Origin of the sequence: Nocardiopsis sp. TNDT3 (assembly GCF_003427465.1) — a bacterium.
GTDB classification, from domain to species: Bacteria; Actinomycetota; Actinomycetes; order Streptosporangiales; family Streptosporangiaceae; genus Nocardiopsis; species Nocardiopsis dassonvillei.
In genome coordinates, this window is record NZ_QPFC01000134.1 from 1 (window position 1) to 16,661 (window position 16,661).

General features: G+C 70.9%; 14 protein-coding genes and 1 pseudogene. 6 read left to right on the forward strand and 9 right to left on the reverse strand.

Annotated elements, in window-relative coordinates:
* From DQW06_RS03770 to DQW06_RS03785, 3 genes and pseudogenes are all read right to left on the reverse strand, one after another.
* Positions 1-211 (reverse strand): annotated as a pseudogene (locus tag DQW06_RS03770) (B/F/G family RNA polymerase sigma-70 factor); the annotation flags it as partial.
* 495 nt (positions 212-706) lie between these two features.
* The gene (locus DQW06_RS03775) at positions 707-3,910 is read right to left on the reverse strand and encodes an efflux RND transporter permease subunit (protein ID WP_117197967.1); all 3,204 of its coding nucleotides are present in this window, start codon (positions 3,908-3,910) and stop codon (positions 707-709) included.
* A 670-nt stretch (positions 3,911-4,580) separates the two neighbouring features.
* Positions 4,581-4,910, reverse strand: a complete 330-nt coding sequence (locus DQW06_RS03785) for a helix-turn-helix transcriptional regulator (protein ID WP_019606728.1) — start codon at positions 4,908-4,910, stop codon at positions 4,581-4,583.
* Between the two features lie 117 nt (positions 4,911-5,027).
* On the opposite strand from DQW06_RS03785, the gene DQW06_RS03790 reads away from it, so the two are divergent.
* The 5 genes from DQW06_RS03790 (at position 5,028) to DQW06_RS03810 (ending at position 10,242) form a co-directional block, all read left to right on the forward strand.
* Positions 5,028-5,948: a cation diffusion facilitator family transporter gene (locus tag DQW06_RS03790; RefSeq protein WP_013151579.1), complete on the forward strand. Its 921-nt coding sequence runs from the start codon at positions 5,028-5,030 to the stop codon at positions 5,946-5,948.
* A 242-nt stretch (positions 5,949-6,190) separates the two neighbouring features.
* Positions 6,191-7,633, forward strand: coding sequence for a TrkH family potassium uptake protein (locus DQW06_RS03795; RefSeq protein ID WP_041552261.1), 1,443 nt, complete (start codon positions 6,191-6,193; stop codon positions 7,631-7,633).
* Between the two features lie 28 nt (positions 7,634-7,661).
* Positions 7,662-8,333, forward strand: a complete 672-nt coding sequence (locus DQW06_RS03800) for a TrkA family potassium uptake protein (RefSeq protein ID WP_013151577.1) — start codon at positions 7,662-7,664, stop codon at positions 8,331-8,333.
* Positions 8,334-8,545: 212 nt separating this feature from the next.
* Positions 8,546-9,592: a metal ABC transporter substrate-binding protein gene (locus DQW06_RS03805; protein WP_232832947.1), complete on the forward strand. Its 1,047-nt coding sequence runs from the start codon at positions 8,546-8,548 to the stop codon at positions 9,590-9,592.
* 416 nt (positions 9,593-10,008) lie between these two features.
* Positions 10,009-10,242: a DUF397 domain-containing protein gene (locus DQW06_RS03810; protein ID WP_013151575.1), complete on the forward strand. Its 234-nt coding sequence runs from the start codon at positions 10,009-10,011 to the stop codon at positions 10,240-10,242.
* A gap of 220 nt (positions 10,243-10,462) precedes the next feature.
* Here the strand turns inward: DQW06_RS03810 and DQW06_RS03815 are convergent, their stop codons facing one another.
* Positions 10,463-11,311: a helix-turn-helix transcriptional regulator gene (locus DQW06_RS03815; RefSeq protein ID WP_036552062.1), complete on the reverse strand. Its 849-nt coding sequence runs from the start codon at positions 11,309-11,311 to the stop codon at positions 10,463-10,465.
* A gap of 248 nt (positions 11,312-11,559) precedes the next feature.
* Positions 11,560-12,057 (reverse strand): ATP-binding protein, encoded by a 498-nt coding sequence (locus DQW06_RS03820; protein ID WP_013151573.1) that lies wholly within the window; start codon positions 12,055-12,057, stop codon positions 11,560-11,562.
* Positions 12,058-12,380: 323 nt separating this feature from the next.
* On the opposite strand from DQW06_RS03820, the gene fabG reads away from it, so the two are divergent.
* Positions 12,381-13,139, forward strand: a complete 759-nt coding sequence (fabG, locus tag DQW06_RS03825) for a 3-oxoacyl-ACP reductase FabG (protein ID WP_071621448.1) — start codon at positions 12,381-12,383, stop codon at positions 13,137-13,139.
* 151 nt (positions 13,140-13,290) lie between these two features.
* On the opposite strand, the gene DQW06_RS03830 is transcribed toward fabG, so the two are convergent.
* From DQW06_RS03830 to DQW06_RS03845, 4 genes are all read right to left on the reverse strand, one after another.
* A complete protein-coding gene (locus tag DQW06_RS03830; RefSeq protein WP_071621447.1) occupies positions 13,291-14,271 on the reverse strand; it encodes a serine hydrolase in 981 nt (326 codons plus the stop codon).
* 133 nt (positions 14,272-14,404) lie between these two features.
* Positions 14,405-15,019: an energy-coupling factor transporter transmembrane protein EcfT gene (locus tag DQW06_RS03835; protein WP_013151560.1), complete on the reverse strand. Its 615-nt coding sequence runs from the start codon at positions 15,017-15,019 to the stop codon at positions 14,405-14,407.
* A complete protein-coding gene (locus DQW06_RS03840; protein ID WP_019606721.1) occupies positions 15,016-15,696 on the reverse strand; it encodes an energy-coupling factor ABC transporter ATP-binding protein in 681 nt (226 codons plus the stop codon). The genes DQW06_RS03835 and DQW06_RS03840 overlap by 4 nt, the downstream gene beginning before the upstream one ends.
* Positions 15,696-16,328, reverse strand: coding sequence for a biotin transporter BioY (locus DQW06_RS03845; RefSeq protein ID WP_013151558.1), 633 nt, complete (start codon positions 16,326-16,328; stop codon positions 15,696-15,698). Before DQW06_RS03845 ends, DQW06_RS03840 begins: the two co-directional genes overlap by 1 nt.
* Positions 16,329-16,661 lie beyond the last annotated feature (333 nt).

Genomic DNA, 16,661 nt, shown 5'->3' on the forward strand with positions numbered 1-16,661 from the left:
GGCGCGCGATCTTGTTGATCAACGGCTGGTAGAGGACCATGACCCGTTCACGCAGCCCGTTGGCCTGCGGGTCCCCCTCCCCCAGCCTCACGAGTACGGACAGCAGCTCCTCCGCCGTGGCGTCCTCGCCGGGCATCGGCCTGCGCGGCCTGGGGATGACGGTCGTGTGGTCTGCGGCGGCCTGGGACTTCGGTGCGGTGTTCTCGGACAAGAGAGGACCCCCGGTGCTCTGTCCTTCTGTGCTTGTGTCGCCTGTCAGCACCTGCGGCGCGGCCCTCGCTCCTGACGCGCTGTCGGGAGCTCTCGTCGGGCGGGGTACGGTCGCCGTGCGGGGAGTACGTTCCCTCAGAAACGCCTTCAAAAGCGACGGGGCGAAAAAAGTTGTCGCGCGACAAATATCTTTCGATCCCCGTGTGGTCACTCTCCGCACACGGAGGCGGGCGCTGCACTCCGCCCTTCCACACCCGCAGACCCACGGGACACGGCGACCGCACCCTTCCCGCCCGGCGGGCCGGGCGCGGATACCACGCCACTACCGCCAAGTCGTCCCATGAAACACTTTTGCCGAATTTTTCATGATCGAACTCAAGTTCGCACCGCCGTAGCCGGTCGACACTCCGCCGGAGCGAGGCCGACCCGCCCGGACAACGGCGAGGGGCGCCCCGCGCCGTGCGCGGAGCGCCCCCGAACCGGGAACGGCCTGGGATCAGCCGACCGGCTCCTTGGTGCGCTCGGTCCCGGCGACCGCGGCCTTACGCTCCCTGCGCAGCTCGCGGCGCGCCTGCCTGCGGGCCGCGCCGCGCTGCCTGCCCCACTCCACCAACTGGTAGAGGACGGGGACCAGGATCAGCGTGAGCACGGTGGAGGACAGCAGACCGCCGATCACCACGATCGCCAGCGGCGCGGAGATGAACGCCCCGCCGCCGGTGATGCCCAGGGCCATCGGGGTCAGCGCCGCGACGGTCGCGAGCGCCGTCATCAGGATGGGCCGCAGACGGTGCCGGGCACCCTCCACGATCGCCTCCCTGAGCGGCATCCCGTTGTTCTGGTTCTGGTTGATCAGGTCCATCAGGACGATGGCGTTGGTGATCACCACACCGATGAGCATCAGCATGCCGACCATGCCCGCCACACCCAGCGGGGTGCCGGTGACCAGCAGCAGCCCCAGCGAACCGGTGATCGCGAACGGCACCGAGATCAGGAGCATCAGCGGCTGGAGCAGACTCTTGAAGGTCGCCACCATGATCAGGTAGCAGATGACGATCGCGGCGACCATCGCCAGCATCAGCTGCGCGAAGCCCTCGCTCTGGTCCTGGCTGACGCCGCCCAGGGTCGCGGTGGCGCCCTCGGGCAGGTCCATGGTGTCCAGGGCCTGCGTGATCTCGGCGCTGACCGCGCCCAGGTCGGAACCGGTGGCGCTCGCCGACACGGTGGCGCTGGTGATGCCGTCGATCCGTGTGAGCTCCGGCGGCTGCTGCACCTCCGCCACCTCGGCGACGTCGGACAGCGGGACCGCCTGGCCGCTCGGGCCCGTGACGGGCAGGTCCTCCAGCTCGGCCACGGTCTGGGGCGCCTCGTCGACGCGGACCACCATGTCGCGGCGCGTGTCGTCGAGGGTGACGCTTCCGACGTTCTGTCCGTTGAAGGCGGCGGTGACCTGCTGGCCGATCATGGCCTCGGTCATGCCCCGCTCGGCGGCCTCCTCGCCGTCGACGCGGACCTCCAGGGCGGGCTGGGACTCGGAGATGCTGTTGGCGACGTCGTCGGCGCCGTCGATGCCGCGCAGCTCCTCCTCGACCATCCCGGCCGCCTCGACCAGGGTGTCCTGGTCGTCGGCGCTGACCCGCACCTCGATGCCCGAACCGCCCATGGCGGCCATGGCGCTCAGGCGCGGCTCGTACTCTGTGTCCAGGTCCTCCAGGGCCGTGCGCAGCACCTCGCGGTTGCGGGCCTGGTCGGTGTCGGGGTCCGCGGTGATGCTGTAGTCCACCTGGGCAGCACCGCCGCCGCCAAACATGGCGGCCATACCGCCGCCGCCGACGTTGGTCTGGTAGGACTCCACCCAGGCGTAGCCGGCGAGGAGGTCCTCGACCTTGGCCGCCTCCTCGTCGGCGACCTCCAGGGACGTGCCCGGGGGCAGCTCCTGGACGACCTGGTAGGTGTTCTCCTCGGACTGGCCCATCCAGTCGGTCTCGATGCCGCCGGCCATGAAGACCGTGCCGACGAAGATCGCGACGCTGGCGAGGAGCGTGGTGATCGTGGCGGTCCTGCGCTTGGTGGTGATCCAGCGGATGATCGGCAGGTAGGCGCGCTGGAGCGGGCTGCGCATCTCCCGCTCGTACTCCTCGCGCTCGATCTCCTCCTGGGTGGCGTCCCCGATCTCCTTGGGGCGCATGAACCAGTAGCACAGCACCGGGATGAGGGTGATGGAGACGATCAGGGAGGCGGCCAGGGCCAGGCTGGCGGTGACCGCGAACGGCAGGAACAGCTCGCCGACCTGGCCGCCGACGAAGGCCAGCGGCAGGAACACGGCGATGGTCGCGAGCGTGGAGGAGACCACGGCGGCGGCGACCTCGCGCACGCCCTGCTTGACCGCGGCCATCCGCTCCTTGCCGTAGTCCAGGTGCCTGCGGATGTTCTCCAGGACCACGATGGAGTCGTCCACCACACGTCCGATGGAGATGGTGATGGCGGCGAGGGTGAGCATGTTCAGCGAGAAGTCGAACGCCTGCATGCCCAGGAACCCGATCAGCACCGAGACCGGGATCGACACCGCGATCACCAGGGTGGAGCGGATCGAGAACAGGAAGACCAGGATGACGATCACGGCGGCGAGCAGGCCCATGCCGCCCTCTTCGAGCATCGCGATGATGGACTCGTTGATGTAGGGGGCCTGGTCGAAGACCACGCTGATGTCGATGTCCTCGCCCAGGACGTCGGCCTGCTCGTCCAGGACCGCCTGGACTCCCTCGGAGACCTCGACGGTGTTGCCGTCGGGGGTCTTCATGACCATGACGCCGATACTCGGGTCGCCGTTGACGCGCGCCAGACTGGCGGCCTCGTCCTGGACGAGTTCGACGTCGGCGACCTCGGAGAGCCGGACCGGGTCGGCAGGAGCGGCCGGGGGCGCGCCGGGCGCCGCGGCGGACATGTCCGCGCCCGCGGCGGCGGGCTGGAGCCAGACCTCCTCGACCTGCTCGATCGAGGTGAACTGGTCACCGGTGGTCACGCTCAGGCTGCGGCCGTCGGACTCGACGTCCCCGCCCGGCTGGAGCAGGCCGTTGGACTGCAGGGCGTCCACGAGGCTCTGCGGGGACAGGCCGTTGGCGGCGAGTTCGTCCTCGTCCGGCGTGACGACCACGTCGGACTCCACCGCGCCGGTGATCGTCGCCGAGCGCACGCCCTCGACGGACTCCAGCTCGGGGATGAGGTGGGTCTCCAGCGGGTCGACCATGGCCTGGTCGTCGCCGTCCCCGGCGCCCGCCGCGAGCATCACGACCGGCATCATGTCCGTGCTGAAGGACATGACGCTGGTGTCGACGCCCTCGGGGAGCATGCCCGCGACCTGGTCGACGGCGATCTGGGTCTGGCGGACGAGGTCGTCCTGGTCCTGGCCGTAGTCGAACTCGACCGTGACCTGGGAGGAGCCGGTGCTGGAGGTCGAGGTGACCGTGGTGACGCCCGGGACGCTCTGGACGGCCTGTTCCAGCGGCTCGGTGACCTGGCTCTCCACCACCTGGGGGGCGGCCCCCTGGTAGGTGCCGGAGACCATCACCATCGGCAGGGACATGTCGGGGAAGAGCTCGCGTTTGGCCGACGCCGCTGCGAGGACTCCGAAGAAGAGGACTGCCAGGGTGATGAGCAGGACCAGTGCCCGGTTGCCGAGCGACATGACCGCGGCGCGGTTCATACCTGGGTCCCTTCCACGCTGGTGGCAGCGGTCCCCGTCCGGGGGAGACCCGCGGCGCGGGCCCTTGCGGCCGATCTGGACATGAGAGGTTCTCGCTCCTAGTTCACTGCGGACACGGGGCGGGCCGTGATGTGTGGGTCGTCGAGCGCGTGTACGCGCCGGGGCAGCACACGGTCGTCCGCCGGTGCTGGGACCGGGATCGAAGGTGTGGTGACAGGGGTGCCGGTGTCTGGCTGCCGGGTGCGGGACGGCCGTGTCGGCCGCCTCTCCCGGGCCTCGTGCACCTGCCGGGCGCACTACTCACCATACGTCGCGTTATATCGGGACTTGGGGCTTCCCCCGCACGATTCAGGGAAGTCTCAGGGAAGCGTCAGCCTTCTGTCAGGGTCCGTTTCTGACCAAAGTAGGTGTCCTCATCCGTAAGTCGGAGTCGGATGGGATGAAATGCGGCTTCCTGTGGCCGCACAGGGGGCGCGCCCTGTAACGGACATCACGGTGGCAACTTCCGGCCAACCGGAAAACGGACCCGGACACGCGGAACGCGAAGGCACCGGGGGTGACGAGGCGGGCGCGGCGGGGAGCCGGGCGCCCGGCCCGCGACGGCGGGAAGCCCGCGCGCCGGGCACGCGCACCGGGCCGGTCACCGCCGGCGCCCCCGCGGCGGCGGCGCTCAGGCGGACCGGGGCTCCCCGGGGGCCTCGTGCGGCTGGGCGGTCCCCCACACCACGCGCAGGAGGTCCTCCAGGGCGTGGGCCAGGGAGTCGTCCACGAGCGCGTAGCTGACCTGGCGCCCGCGCGCGGAGGTGCTCACCAGGCCGCAGTCGCGCAGACAGGCGAGGTGGTTGGAGACGTTCTGGCGGGTGAGCCCCAGTTGGTCGGCGAGTCCGGCGGGGTAGTGGGGACCGTCGAGGAGCGCCAGCAGGAGGCGGCAGCGGGTGGGGTCGGACAGGGCGCGTCCGAGCCGCTGGATGGCGGACAGGCGCTGCTCGGAGGTCAACATGAAAACCATTGTACATGGCTTGCTGTATAGACAGCGCAGGCTGTATAAACAGTGGAGGCTGAACCATGGGCGCCGCGGACGGCGGCCCCGGGAGAGGACGTCGCGACGGGAGGGCTGATGGGCCTGGGACACGACCACGGGCACGGGCACGGCGTCACCGCCGGGGCCGCCAACAGCAGGCGGCTGGCGGTGGTCCTGGGGATGATGCTCGCCGTCGCCGTGGTCCAGGTGGTCGGCGCCGCGCTCAGCGACAGCCTGGCCCTGCTCGCCGACGCCGGGCACACCGTCACCGACTCCTTCGGGGTGGCGCTGGCCCTGGTGGCCGTGTGGATCGCGGCCCGGCCCGCCACCAGCAGGCGCACCTTCGGCTACCAGCGCGCGGAGATCCTCGCCGCCGCCGTCAACGCGCTGGTGCTGTTCGTCCTGTGCGGGTTCATCGTGGTGGAGGCGGTCGAACGGCTCCGGGAGCCCGCCGACGTGTCCGGGCCGGGCATGATCGCCGTGGCCGCCTTCGGCCTGGTCATGAACATCGGCGCGCTGCTCGTCCTGCGCTCGGGCGCCCGCGAGAGCCTCAACGTCAAGGGCGCCTACCTGGAGGTCCTGAGCGACGCCCTGGCCTCGGTCGGGGTGATCGCGGGCGGCGTCGTCGTCTGGCTGACCGGATGGGACCGGGTGGACACCCTCGTCTCACTGGGCATCGCGGCGATCATCGTGCCCCGCGCGTGGGCGCTGCTGCGCGAGGCCGTGCACATCCTCCTGGAGGCCACACCGCAGGGCATGGACCTGAGCGAGGTCCGCGACCACCTGCTCGGGCACCCCGCCGTCCTGGACGTCCACGACCTGCACGCCTGGACCATCACCTCCGGGGTGCCCGTGATGTCGGCGCACGTGGTGGTCGCCGAGGAGCACCTGCGCGACAGCGGCCGCATGCTGGACGAACTCCACGCGTGCCTGACCGGTCACTTCGACGTCGAGCACTCCACCTTGCAGCTGGAGCCGCCCGGCCACGCCGACCACGAGGGTGCACGCCACGCCTGACCTGGGGCGCGGCGCACCCGGGCACCGCGGCCGGGCCGCGCCGGGGCGCCGCCGCGGGCCCGTTCGCAGGACCGCGTCCCCGCTGGTGGAGACCGCCGCGGGCGCCACCGGCACACCCCCCGCGCGGTTACGATGCTGGACGGGCCGTCAGCGTGCCATGATCGCAACCCTCCGGCACACCTCCCCGCGCCCAGGAACGTCTAAGGAGACACCGTGGCACCCTTCCCGACCCGCGGTCGGCGATGAGCGAGAACCGGCTGAGAGTGGGGCTGCGCAGGCTGCGCGGCTCGCTCCTGCCGCTCAGGGCGGCGAGGCTGTCGTACAAACTGCGCCGGGAACTGAGCGCCACCCGTGAGGCCAGCACGTGGCGCCAGCCCGCGCGTGTGTTCCTCATGGCCTACGTGATCGTGGACCTGCTGGGCACGGCGCTGCTGATGACCCCGCTGACCACGCCCGACCACCGGGGGCTGGGGTTCGTCGAGGCCTTCTTCACCGCGACCTCGGCGCTCTCGGTGTGCGGGCTGAGCGTGGTCAGCATCGGCAACGACCTCAACACCTTCGGCCAGGGGGTGGTCCTGGCGCTCATGCAGGTGGGCGGCATGGGCATCATGACCCTGGCCTCCCTGCTGGGCACGGCGATGATCCGCCGATTCGGGCTGCGCATGCAGCTCACCGTGCAGACCGAGACCCGGAGCCTGTGGGTGGGCGACGTGCGCGGTCTGGTCAGCCGGGTGGCCCTGATCTTCCTCATCTGCCAGGGCCTGACGTTCCTGCTGATCACCCCCAGGATGTGGCTGGGTTACGACATGCCGCTCGGGGAGGCCGCCTACTCGGGCTTCTTCCACTCGATCTCGGCCTTCAACAACGCCGGGCTCTCCCTGTACGGGGACAGCATGATGCGGTTCTCCGGCGACGCGTTCGTCCTGGTGCCGATCGCCCTCGCGGTGATCCTCGGCGGCATCGGCTTCCCCGTCCTGCTGGAGCTGCGGCGCGAGCTGCGCACCCCGCGCCTGTGGAGCCTGCACACCAAACTCACCGTCACCACCACCGCGATCCTCTTCGCGGCCGGGGCGCTGCTGGTCACGGTGATGGAGTGGCACAACCCCCAGACCCTCGGGCAGATGCACTGGTGGGCCAAGCTCGTCGACGGCTTCTTCCACGGGGTGATGCCCCGCAGCGGCGGCCTCAACTCCGTCGACACCGGGGAGATGGAGGACGCCACACTGCTGGTGACGATCATGCTGATGTTCGTCGGCAACGGCAGCGCCGGAACGTCCGGGGGCATCAAGGTGGCCACCCTGGCGGTGATCTTCCTCGTGGTGGCGGCCGAGGTCCGCGGCAACGACAAGGTGCACGTCTACGGGCGCCAGCTGTCGCCCGAGGTGATCCGGCAGTCGTTGAGCCTGGTGTTCCTGTCCGCGACGGTGGTGGCCTTCACCACCGTGCTGCTGGTGCGCACCACCCCCTTCGAGCTTCTCCCGGTGATGTTCGAGGTGGTGTCGGCCGTGGGAGTGGTGGGCCTGTCCACCGGCATCACCGCGGACCTGGCGCCGTGGGCCCAGTTCCTGCTGGCCCTGCTGATGGTGGCGGGCCGGATCGGCCCCATCACCTTCGTGACGGCGCTGGCCTTCCGGGACCACCGCCGACGCTACGATCTCGCCGAGGCCCGGCCGATCATCGGCTGAGGGCACGCCGAGGGAAGGAAGGGACACCGTGCAGCAGCACAGGAGACTCACCGACAAGCGGGTCCTGGTCATCGGACTGGGCCGGTTCGGCAGTTCGCTCGGCCTGGAGCTGGTCAGCCGGGGGTGGGAGGTCCTGGGCGTGGACTCCAGCCCGCGGCTGGTGCAGTCCTTCGCCGACGCGCTCACGCACACGGTGATCGCCGACGCCACCGACGAGGAGGCGCTGCGCCAGGTGGGCGCGGGCCAGTTCCACAGCGCGGTGGTGGCCATCGGCACCCACCTGGAGGAGAGCATCCTGGCCACCTCCCTGCTGGTGGACATGGGCGTGTCCAACATCTGGGCGAAGGCGACGAGCCGCCGCCACGGCCGCATCCTGGAACAGGTCGGCGCCACCCACGTGGTGCTGCCCGAGCACGACATGGGCGAGCGGGTGGCGCACCTGCTGTCGGGCAGGATGCTCGACTACGTGGAGCTGGAGGAGGGCTTCTCGCTGGGCAAGACCAAGGCGCCCAAGGAGCTCATCGGCAAGACGCTGCGCGAGACGCGGGTCCGCCAGCACTACGGGATCACGGTGGTGTCGGTGAAGCGGATGGGCGAGGAGTTCACCTACGCCACCCAGGAGACGGTGTTGAACAAGGGCGACGTGATCGTGGTCGCAGGACGCACCGACGACGTGGAGCGCTTCTCCGAGTCCACCTGAGCCGGGCCGCACGGCGGCGGGAGGGTCCGCAACCGCTGCGGGGCGGTGGAAACCGGTCGGACGGGGAGGGCGGCGGGGAGCCGCGCGGCGCCTCCGGTCCCGCGTCCGGCCGCCCGCTCCGCGCGCCCGCGGGCGGCGGTTCCGGGACGCGTGAGCGTTCCGATCCAAAGAGACAAATTGACAACCGTTTTCATTCTTCCGACAATTGACCCATGCGAACTGGGACAACCGTGCGGGCCGCCGCCCTCGGCGCCGCCACACTTCTGACGATCACCGCCTGCGGAAGCGGCGGCGAGGGGGCGGACGACTCGGGTGTCTCACCCGCCGACGCGGACCTGACCGTGGTCACCGGCGTCTACCCCCTGGAGTGGCTGGCCGAGCAGATCGGCGGCGACCGGGTGGCGGTCGTCCAGCTCACCGAGCCCGGCACCGAGCCCCACGACCTGGAGCTGACGGGCCGACAGGTCGCCGAGGTCAGCGAGTCCGACATCGCCTTCTACGTGGAGGGCCTCCAGCCCGCCGTGGACGAGGCGATCGCGCAGGAGGCCTCCGAGAGCGCGTTCAACGTCGCCGACGTCGTGGAGCTGCACCCGGCGGGAGAGGGCGGCCACGACCACGCGGAAGGTGACGAGCACGCCGAGGAGGAGCACGGCCACGGCGAGGAGGGCCACGACCACGCCGAGGACGAGGCGCACGCGGAGGAGGAGGCCGCCGCCGAGGAGGAGCACGACCACGGCGAGTACGACCCCCACTTCTGGCTGGACGTGGACCTGATGGCCCAGACCGCCCAGGCGCTCGGCGACCGGATGGCCGAGGTCAACCCCGAGGGCGCCGACGGCTACGCGCAGGGCGTGGAGGCGGTGACCGCCGAACTGGAGGCGATCGGCCAGGAGTACGAGGAGGGGCTGTCCTCCTGCGAGCACGACGAGGTGGTCGTGGGGCACACCGCCTTCACCTACCTGACCGAGGCCTACGGCCTGGAGCAGATCGGGGTCAGCGGGGTGGACCCCGAGACCGAGCCCTCCCCCTCGCAGATCGCGGCCATCACCGACGTCGTCAACGAGCGCGGCATCGAGACGATCTTCACCGAGCCGCTGATGCCCGCGGCGACCGCCGAGACCATCGCCGCCGAGACCGGCGCACAGGTGGAGGTGCTCGACCCGCTGGAGGGTGTCACCGAGGACTCCCCCGGCGACGACTACCCGTCGATCATGCGGGGCAACCTGGAGGCGCTGAGCACCGCGCTGTCCTGCTCCTGACCCTCACCGCGTCCCACCGCACCGGCCCCGTCGGCCCCGGGCTCCCGCCCCGGCCGACGGGGCCGACGCGTGCCCGCGCCCTCCCGCACCGCTCTCCCGGCGGGCGGGGTCTCCGCTTTCGCGCCCCCGCGCCCCCGCGCACCCGCGGTCCGGCGTGTCCGCGTGTTCTCGCACCCTGTTCCCCGGTCGGAGAAAGCCGCGTGTTCTCACGCACCTTTACCTCCCGGCCGAAACAGCCCCCGGGATACATGGGAACGACACGTGGGAAGGCCATGGGTTACATGGCGCTTACATACCACCAAACCCTCGGACAAGTGGCGGGGGTCACGCTATGCTTGTGAACATGTCGGTGCCAATGCACGTGCATTTGGCGGTGCATAAGCACGGACGTTCCCCTCGACGGAAAAAGGAGCAGCATGACCGCACACAACGGCATCCCCGCGACCCAGCTCACCGAGGCGGCCTGGCAGAAGGCCCGGCGCAGCAACTCCCAGGGCGCCTGCGTCGAGATGGCCCGCCTCGGCGACGGTTCCATCGCCGTACGCAATTCGCGGTTCCCGTCCGGACCGGCGCTGGTCTACACCCAGGAGGAGATCGACTGCCTCATTCTGGGCGCCAAGGACGGGGACTTCGACAACCTGCTCAGCTAGGACCTTTCGTCCCATCGGGCGCGTTCCGCCCCGAGACATACAGGAGGGGTTACCGCTCGGCGGTGACCCCTTCCCCGGTCGCCGCGCCCCGACCGGTCCGCGGCCGCCGGCCGCCCACCCGCGCGCACCTGCCCCGAAACCCGGAAAGGCCCGCCTCGGCGAGCCTCTCGTATCCCTGGGAGCGTGTTCGGGATCCCCTCCTCCCGTCCCACGCCGTTGCTCAGCCGACTTCCTTGTCCAGGTCCTCCAGCATCTGCTCCAGCAGTTCCAGCGTCTCGTCCGGCGTGGCCGCGGCGACGCTGAGCCGGGTCATGGCCTTGGTGTAGGCCTCCACCACCGGCCTGCGGTCGATGATCTCGCCGTCGGTGAGCTGCTCCAGGTAGACCATGTCCGCGAGCTCGAACTCCGAGTAGCGCAGGAGTGTGAACGATCCCGCCTCGGCCGCGTGCGCGCCCACCGCGAAGGGGACGATCTGGAGGGTGATGTTGTCGTACTCCTTGCTGAGCTGGATGAGCCACTCCAGCTGACCGCGCATGATCTCGCGCCCGGCCTCCGGCCCGCCGATGGGCCTGCGGACCGCCGCCTCGTCGAGGATCACCCACATGCGCATGCTCGTGTCGGTGCGCAGGCGCCGCTGTCTCTTGAGTCTGGCGTCGACGCGCTGCTCGGTGACCTCGTCGGTCTCCACTCCGCCGGAGATGACCGCCCGCGCGTACTCCTCGGTCTGGAGCAGCCCCGGGACGAACTGGGACTCGTAGATGCGGATGTGGTCGGCGGCCTCCTCGAAGCCGACGTAGCGGATGAACCACTTGTGCAGTGACTCCCCGTACTCCTTCCACCAACCGGGCTTGTTGGATTCGCGCGCGACTTCGAGGATTTCCTTGATCCTCTTGCGGTCGGAGACCCCGTACATCTTGAGGAGGTCCTCGATATCGCGCAGCTTGAAACCGACCCGGCCGAGTTCCATACGGCTGATCTTCGACGCCGATGCCCGAATCTTGTTCCCGGCGTCCTCTCGGCTGATACCACGCGCTTCGCGAAGCTGGCGCAGCTCGTGCCCGATCAGCATGCGGCGCACAGTGGGGCCGCTCCCCTGGCGCAATCGAGCGATATCCACGTTCGCCGCCTCTCCCTCATTCCTCGCACAAGGGTATCCGTGTGAAGGGACACCTTTGCCGTGCGGACAAGACACTACAGGTACACGATAGAACGATAGAGCAGTGGTGCCTTCGCCTCGCTGGCGGATCCCCCAGCACCTCCGGGGAGGGCCCGCCGCCGGGAGTGATCCGGCGCGGCGCCCGGCGGGAACCCCGGCACTCACACGAATTGCGCCCAAACGAACTTTCCACCGGGCGGCGTGGGAATCACGCCCCACTCTCGCGCGAAAGCGCTCACCAGGGCAAGCCCCCGGCCGCCCTCCAGGTCGAGATCGGTTTCCCTTCTCTCCGGCAGCCGGTCCCCACCGTCGCGAACCGCACAGATGAATTCACTGCCGCTGCGCATGAGCGAGAGCTGAATACCGCCCTCGCTCTGCCCTGTCAAGGGCAGAGGGCCACCATGCCGGAGCGCATTGGTGACCAATTCCGAAACGACCACCGCGACATCGCTGGACAAGTAGTGCATCTCCCATTCGTGGAGAAGCGCCTCGGAAATCTCGCGCGCGGCCCCCACCGAGTGGGGGCGCGGCTCGAAGCTCCACGTGACGGCGTCGTGCCGGTCTCCGCAGACGGGGGTGTTCCAGCGGCGGGAACCGTGCGTCAGGACCCTGAGCCACCAGCCACCGGCCGGGTCGGCCACCGCCTCAGCGCACTCCATGCCTTCCACTCCTCCCTGACGCACCGCTGTGTGGGCGTCGGTGACACGGCCGGGGACGGACCGTGTCCGCGTGCAGGTCGGGCGCGTGCCGCTGCACGACTCGAATGCACGTGCATCTTCGTCTTGCAGGCAATCGTAGGCCAAGCCCCGACGATGTGCAGGCAAACGGGGAGACGACTTCGTCCGACCCGTGAGGCGGGTCGCCGCGGACCTCCCCACCCGCGGGCGGCCCCGTCCCGAGCGCACCCCGTCCACCTACCGACCGGTTGGCATGTGGATAGGATCTCCTCGCGCCCACCACGCGAACTCTTGGAGGTAATCCCATGTCACCAACGCCCCGTGTGGCCATCGTGACCGGTGCGGCCCGTGGGATCGGTGCCGCCGTCGCTGAGCGCCTGGCGCGCGAGGGCCGGTCCGTCGCCGTGCTGGACCTGAGGGAGTCCGACGCCCGGGAGGTCGTCGACCGCGTCACGGCCGCGGGCGGCACCGCCCTGGCCGTGGGCTGCGACGTGTCCGACCCCGACCAGGTGACCGCCGCCGTCGACACCGTGGCCGAGCGCCTGGGCCCGCCCGCGATCCTGGTGAACAACGCGGGCGTCCTGCGCGACAACCTGCTGTTCAAGATGTCCGTGGAGGACTGGGACACCGTGATGAACGTGCACCTGCGGGGCTCGTTCCTGATGAGCAGGGCCGCCCAGGCCCACATGACCGCGGGCGGTTGGGGCCGGATCGTCAACCTGTCCAGCTCCTCCGCGCTGGGGAACCGGGGCCAGGCCAACTACTCGGCGGCCAAGGCCGGACTCCAGGGGTTCACCAAGACCCTGGCGATCGAGCTGGGCAAGTTCGGCGTGACCTGCAACGCGGTCGCGCCCGGCTTCATCGAGACCGCCATGACCAGGGCGACCGCAGAGCGCATCGGCGTCAAGTACGAGGACATGAAGGCCTTCAAGGAGGCCGAGATCCCGGTGCGCCGGGTGGGCGTGCCCGAGGACATCGCCAACGCCGTCGCCTTCCTCACCGGTGAGGAGGCCGGGTTCGTGTCGGGCCAGGTCCTCTACGTCGCCGGCGGTCCGCTGGACTAGGCAGTACGCTCCGGGCCTGCGCTCCGCCCCGTCCCGTGTTCGGACGCCCGGACCGACCCCCGTGGGTGAGGCGGGTTCGCAAAGGGCCCGGCCTGTGCCCCGTCCGGAGCCCTCCGGGCGGGGCACACACGTGGGCCGGAGCCCGGGGCGGTCACTCGTCCGGGGGCCCAGCGGCGCGGGCCTCCTCCATCGCCGCCGTGACCGTGGCCGCCACCTCCTCCACAAGGGTGACGCCTGCGGTGTAGTCGGGACTGCCGTCGGTCAGGACCGCGATCAGGTACTCGCGCCCGGGTCCGGCCACGTAGCCGACGCTGTTGACGTTCCACAGGCCGCCGTTGGCCTCGCGCGGGGTCCACCCGTTCTTGAGCCCGACGGTGTCGGCGGGGCCCGCGCTGGCCGAGATCCCCCAGGACTGCTCGGCGGCGACGGACTCCATCAGCCCGCGCGCGTAGGCCCGGTCCTCCTCCGCCAGCGGGCTCCCGTCGCAGTACAGGGCGCGCAGCAGCCGCACCTGGTCGGCGGCGGTGGTCATGGTGGCGCCCCACCTGCCTCGGGGATGGGGGTCGGTGTCGGTGAAGCCCAGCGTCCGGGCGCCCTCGACGAAGCCGTCGGTGAACCCGATCCGCGAGTACAGGCCGTCGGTGACCTCGTTGTCGCTGTGGCGGATCATGGCCGAGACCTGTGCGCGCTCGGCCCCGGTGAGGTCGCGGCCCTCCTCCTCGGCGCGCAGCAGCAGCATGGTGAGGATGGTCAGCTTGGCCACGCTCGCGGTGGGGAACTGCCGGTGGGCGCCGTGGCTGAAGGTGGCGCCGGTGCGCAGGTCCTGCACGGCGACCGCGAAGTCGGCCGGGTGCTCCTCCCCGATCGCCCCGATGCGCTCGGTGAGTTCCTCGCGCTGGACCGGTGTGAGGCCCCGCCCTCCGGTGGCGGGCGCGTCAACGGGAGCGAAGGGCACCGGGGGGAACGCGTCCCTGGAGACCGGCGACCGGGACAGAGCGGGGTCCGGGCCGGGCGGGACGGCCCCGGAGGCCGGGGTGGCGCCGGGCAGGGTGAAGGCCATGAGCACCGCGAGGACGGCCGCCACGACGGCGACGGACCGGGCTCGGGTGTCGGCGGGGGGATGCCGGGGCACGCTATCACCGGTTCGCTGACACGCGGATGGGCTGAAGTACCGCCATTATTCAATGAAATGTCGCGAATACGAACATCTCGATACCGAATCGGTACCCGGGCCCTTCTTTTCGTCCGCTTCCGCGGGCGAATCCTCAGCGGTGGGTGTCCTCGTCGATACCCCGGGCCACCAGGGCCTCCCCCGTCGCGTCGGCCATCCGCAGCAGTTGGACGATGACCGGGACCACGAGCAGGTGGGGGCGGCCGGACAGGCCCCGCGCGCGGTAGGCCTCGCGTGCGGCCTGCCAGGCGGAGGCGGCCATCGGGATGGAGCGGACGGTGAGCGCCAGGACGAGGGCGACGCGGTCGGGGTTGGCGCCGACGTGCCTGAGCGGGCGGGCCATGCGTTCGAAGAGGTCGAGCATCGCGCGCACGCGGGTGGTGAGCGTGACGAGGTTGGCGAACAGGACGAGCGCGGCCAGCTGCGCGCACAGGCGCAGGGCCGTCTGCCAGTCCGCGAACAGGACCTGGAACAGGCCGATGGCCAGCAGGAACGGCGACAGCGCGCGCAGCGCCGACCAGGCCCGCCCCAGCGGGAGACCGGCCAGCGGGTACACGGCGAGCGCGGCGGCCAGGGCGCCGACGGCGACCCGGGGACCGCCCCAGACGACGAGGCCGACGCCGACCAGCAGCAGCGCGAGGAGCTTGGCCCCGGCCGGGACCCGGTACAGGAACCCGGCGCCGGGGACGTAGAGGCCGACCGCGCTCACCGCTCGTCCATGAGCTTGGTGTAGTGGGGCACGGCGTCGCCGGGAACACCGTCGAAGACCACCCGGCCCGCGTCCATGACCAGGACCCGGTCGAAGCCGTCGAGGAGGTCGAGGTCGTGGGTGAACAGGACGACCTGCTGGTCCAGGCCGTCCAGGGTCCGGTGCACCATGCGGGTGTTGCGCAGGTCGAGCAGGGTGGTGGGCTCGTCGCAGACCAGCACCTCGGGCTCGGTGACCAGTACCGAGGCCAGGGCCAGGAGCTGCTTCTGCCCACCCGAGAGCAGGTGGCCGGGGTGGTCGCGGTGGCCGTCGAGCCCGTAGCGGACCAGGGCCGCCTCCACCCGGCGGGCGGTCTCCTCGCGGCCCAGACGCAGGGAGCGCAGGCCGATCTCCACGTCCTCGGCGACGGTGGGCATGATGATCTGGTTGGCGGCGTCGGAGAAGACGAAGCCGACCCTGCGCCGGATCTGCTTGGCGTGGCGCCGGGTGTCCCACTCCCCCAGCGTCACACGGCCCTCGTCGGGGACGACGAGGCCGTTGAGGGTGCGGGCGAGCGTGGACTTGCCCGATCCGTTCGCCCCGATCACGCCGATGCGGTGCTCGGCGAGGTCGAGGGTGACGTCGCGCAGCACGGCGCGGTCGTCGTAGGAGTGGGAGACGCCCTCCAGGCGCAGCATCAGGATTCCCCGCGGCCGGTACCGGCCTCCACGACGGGGCGGCCCGCGGGCGGGATGGGGTAGGCGCGGTAGACGGCGCTGGCGATGAGCGCGGTGACCACGGCCTTGACCAGGTCGCCCGGCAGGAAGGCCACCATGGAGTAGGCGGCGGCCAGGACCCCGTCGCCCATGACGACGGCCATCCAGGGGACGCCGATGGCGTAGATGACGAGGATGCCGCCGACGACGTTGATCCCCAGGCCCGCCCAGAACCGGTAGCGCCCCCGGGAGCCGCGGACCATGAGGTCGGTGAGCAGGCCGATGACCAGGGCGGCGAAGACCCAGCTGACGATGAACCCGGCCGAGGGCCGGGCCAGGACGCCGACGCCGCCCATGCCGCCCGCGAAGAGCGGGAGCCCGGCCAGGCCGAGCACGATGAAGGCCGCCACGGCGAGGGGGCCGCGCTTCCAGCCCAGGAGGCTGGGGGCGAGCATGATGCCCAGGGTCTGGAGGGTGATGGGCACCGGCGAGAACGGCAGCGGGATGGCGACCGTGACGCTGAGGGCGGCGATGAGCCCGGCGAACACGGCGATGAGCGCGAGGTCGCGGGCGGTCAGGCCCCTGTGGCGGATGTTGGTCCTGGTCGTGGGCATGGGCGGTTCCCTCGGGAGGTCGCGGAGGCGGATCTTTGCCCATTGTCCGTTATGGCGGTGACCAGGACGAAGGCCGGGGCGCACAGTTCTGCGGGCCCCGGGGTTGTAGGGGGTCGTCTGAGACGCGGGTCACAGGGCGGGGTTCACCCCGCCCCGCGGACCCGCGCGGCCTCCCCGGAGGGGTAGGGCCCGGGCGGCCGGTGTCCCCGGTCGCCCGGTGTCCCCTACCGGTAGCCCGGGGCCGGGTCGTCGGGGTCGTCCGTCTCGTCCGGACGGCCGGGCTCGTCCGGGTCCCCGGGCTCGTCGGGGTCGTCCGGCTCGTCGGGGTCGGTG

Bases quoted from the DNA above. Each gene is read 5' to 3' on its own strand.
- DQW06_RS03775 (WP_117197967.1), bottom strand. From the start codon at position 3,910: ATGAACCGCGCCGCGGTCATGTCGCTCGGCAACCGGGCACTGGTCCTG.
- DQW06_RS03810 (WP_013151575.1), top strand. From the start codon at position 10,009: ATGACCGCACACAACGGCATCCCCGCGACCCAGCTCACCGAGGCGGCC.
- fabG (WP_071621448.1), top strand. From the start codon at position 12,381: ATGTCACCAACGCCCCGTGTGGCCATCGTGACCGGTGCGGCCCGTGGG.
- DQW06_RS03785 (WP_019606728.1), bottom strand. From the start codon at position 4,910: ATGTTGACCTCCGAGCAGCGCCTGTCCGCCATCCAGCGGCTCGGACGC.
- DQW06_RS03795 (WP_041552261.1), top strand. From the start codon at position 6,191: ATGAGCGAGAACCGGCTGAGAGTGGGGCTGCGCAGGCTGCGCGGCTCG.
- DQW06_RS03805 (WP_232832947.1), top strand. From the start codon at position 8,546: ATGCGAACTGGGACAACCGTGCGGGCCGCCGCCCTCGGCGCCGCCACA.
- DQW06_RS03845 (WP_013151558.1), bottom strand. From the start codon at position 16,328: ATGCCCACGACCAGGACCAACATCCGCCACAGGGGCCTGACCGCCCGC.
- DQW06_RS03815 (WP_036552062.1), bottom strand. From the start codon at position 11,311: ATGCTGATCGGGCACGAGCTGCGCCAGCTTCGCGAAGCGCGTGGTATC.
- DQW06_RS03840 (WP_019606721.1), bottom strand. From the start codon at position 15,696: ATGCTGCGCCTGGAGGGCGTCTCCCACTCCTACGACGACCGCGCCGTG.
- DQW06_RS03790 (WP_013151579.1), top strand. From the start codon at position 5,028: ATGGGCCTGGGACACGACCACGGGCACGGGCACGGCGTCACCGCCGGG.
- DQW06_RS03820 (WP_013151573.1), bottom strand. From the start codon at position 12,057: ATGGAGTGCGCTGAGGCGGTGGCCGACCCGGCCGGTGGCTGGTGGCTC.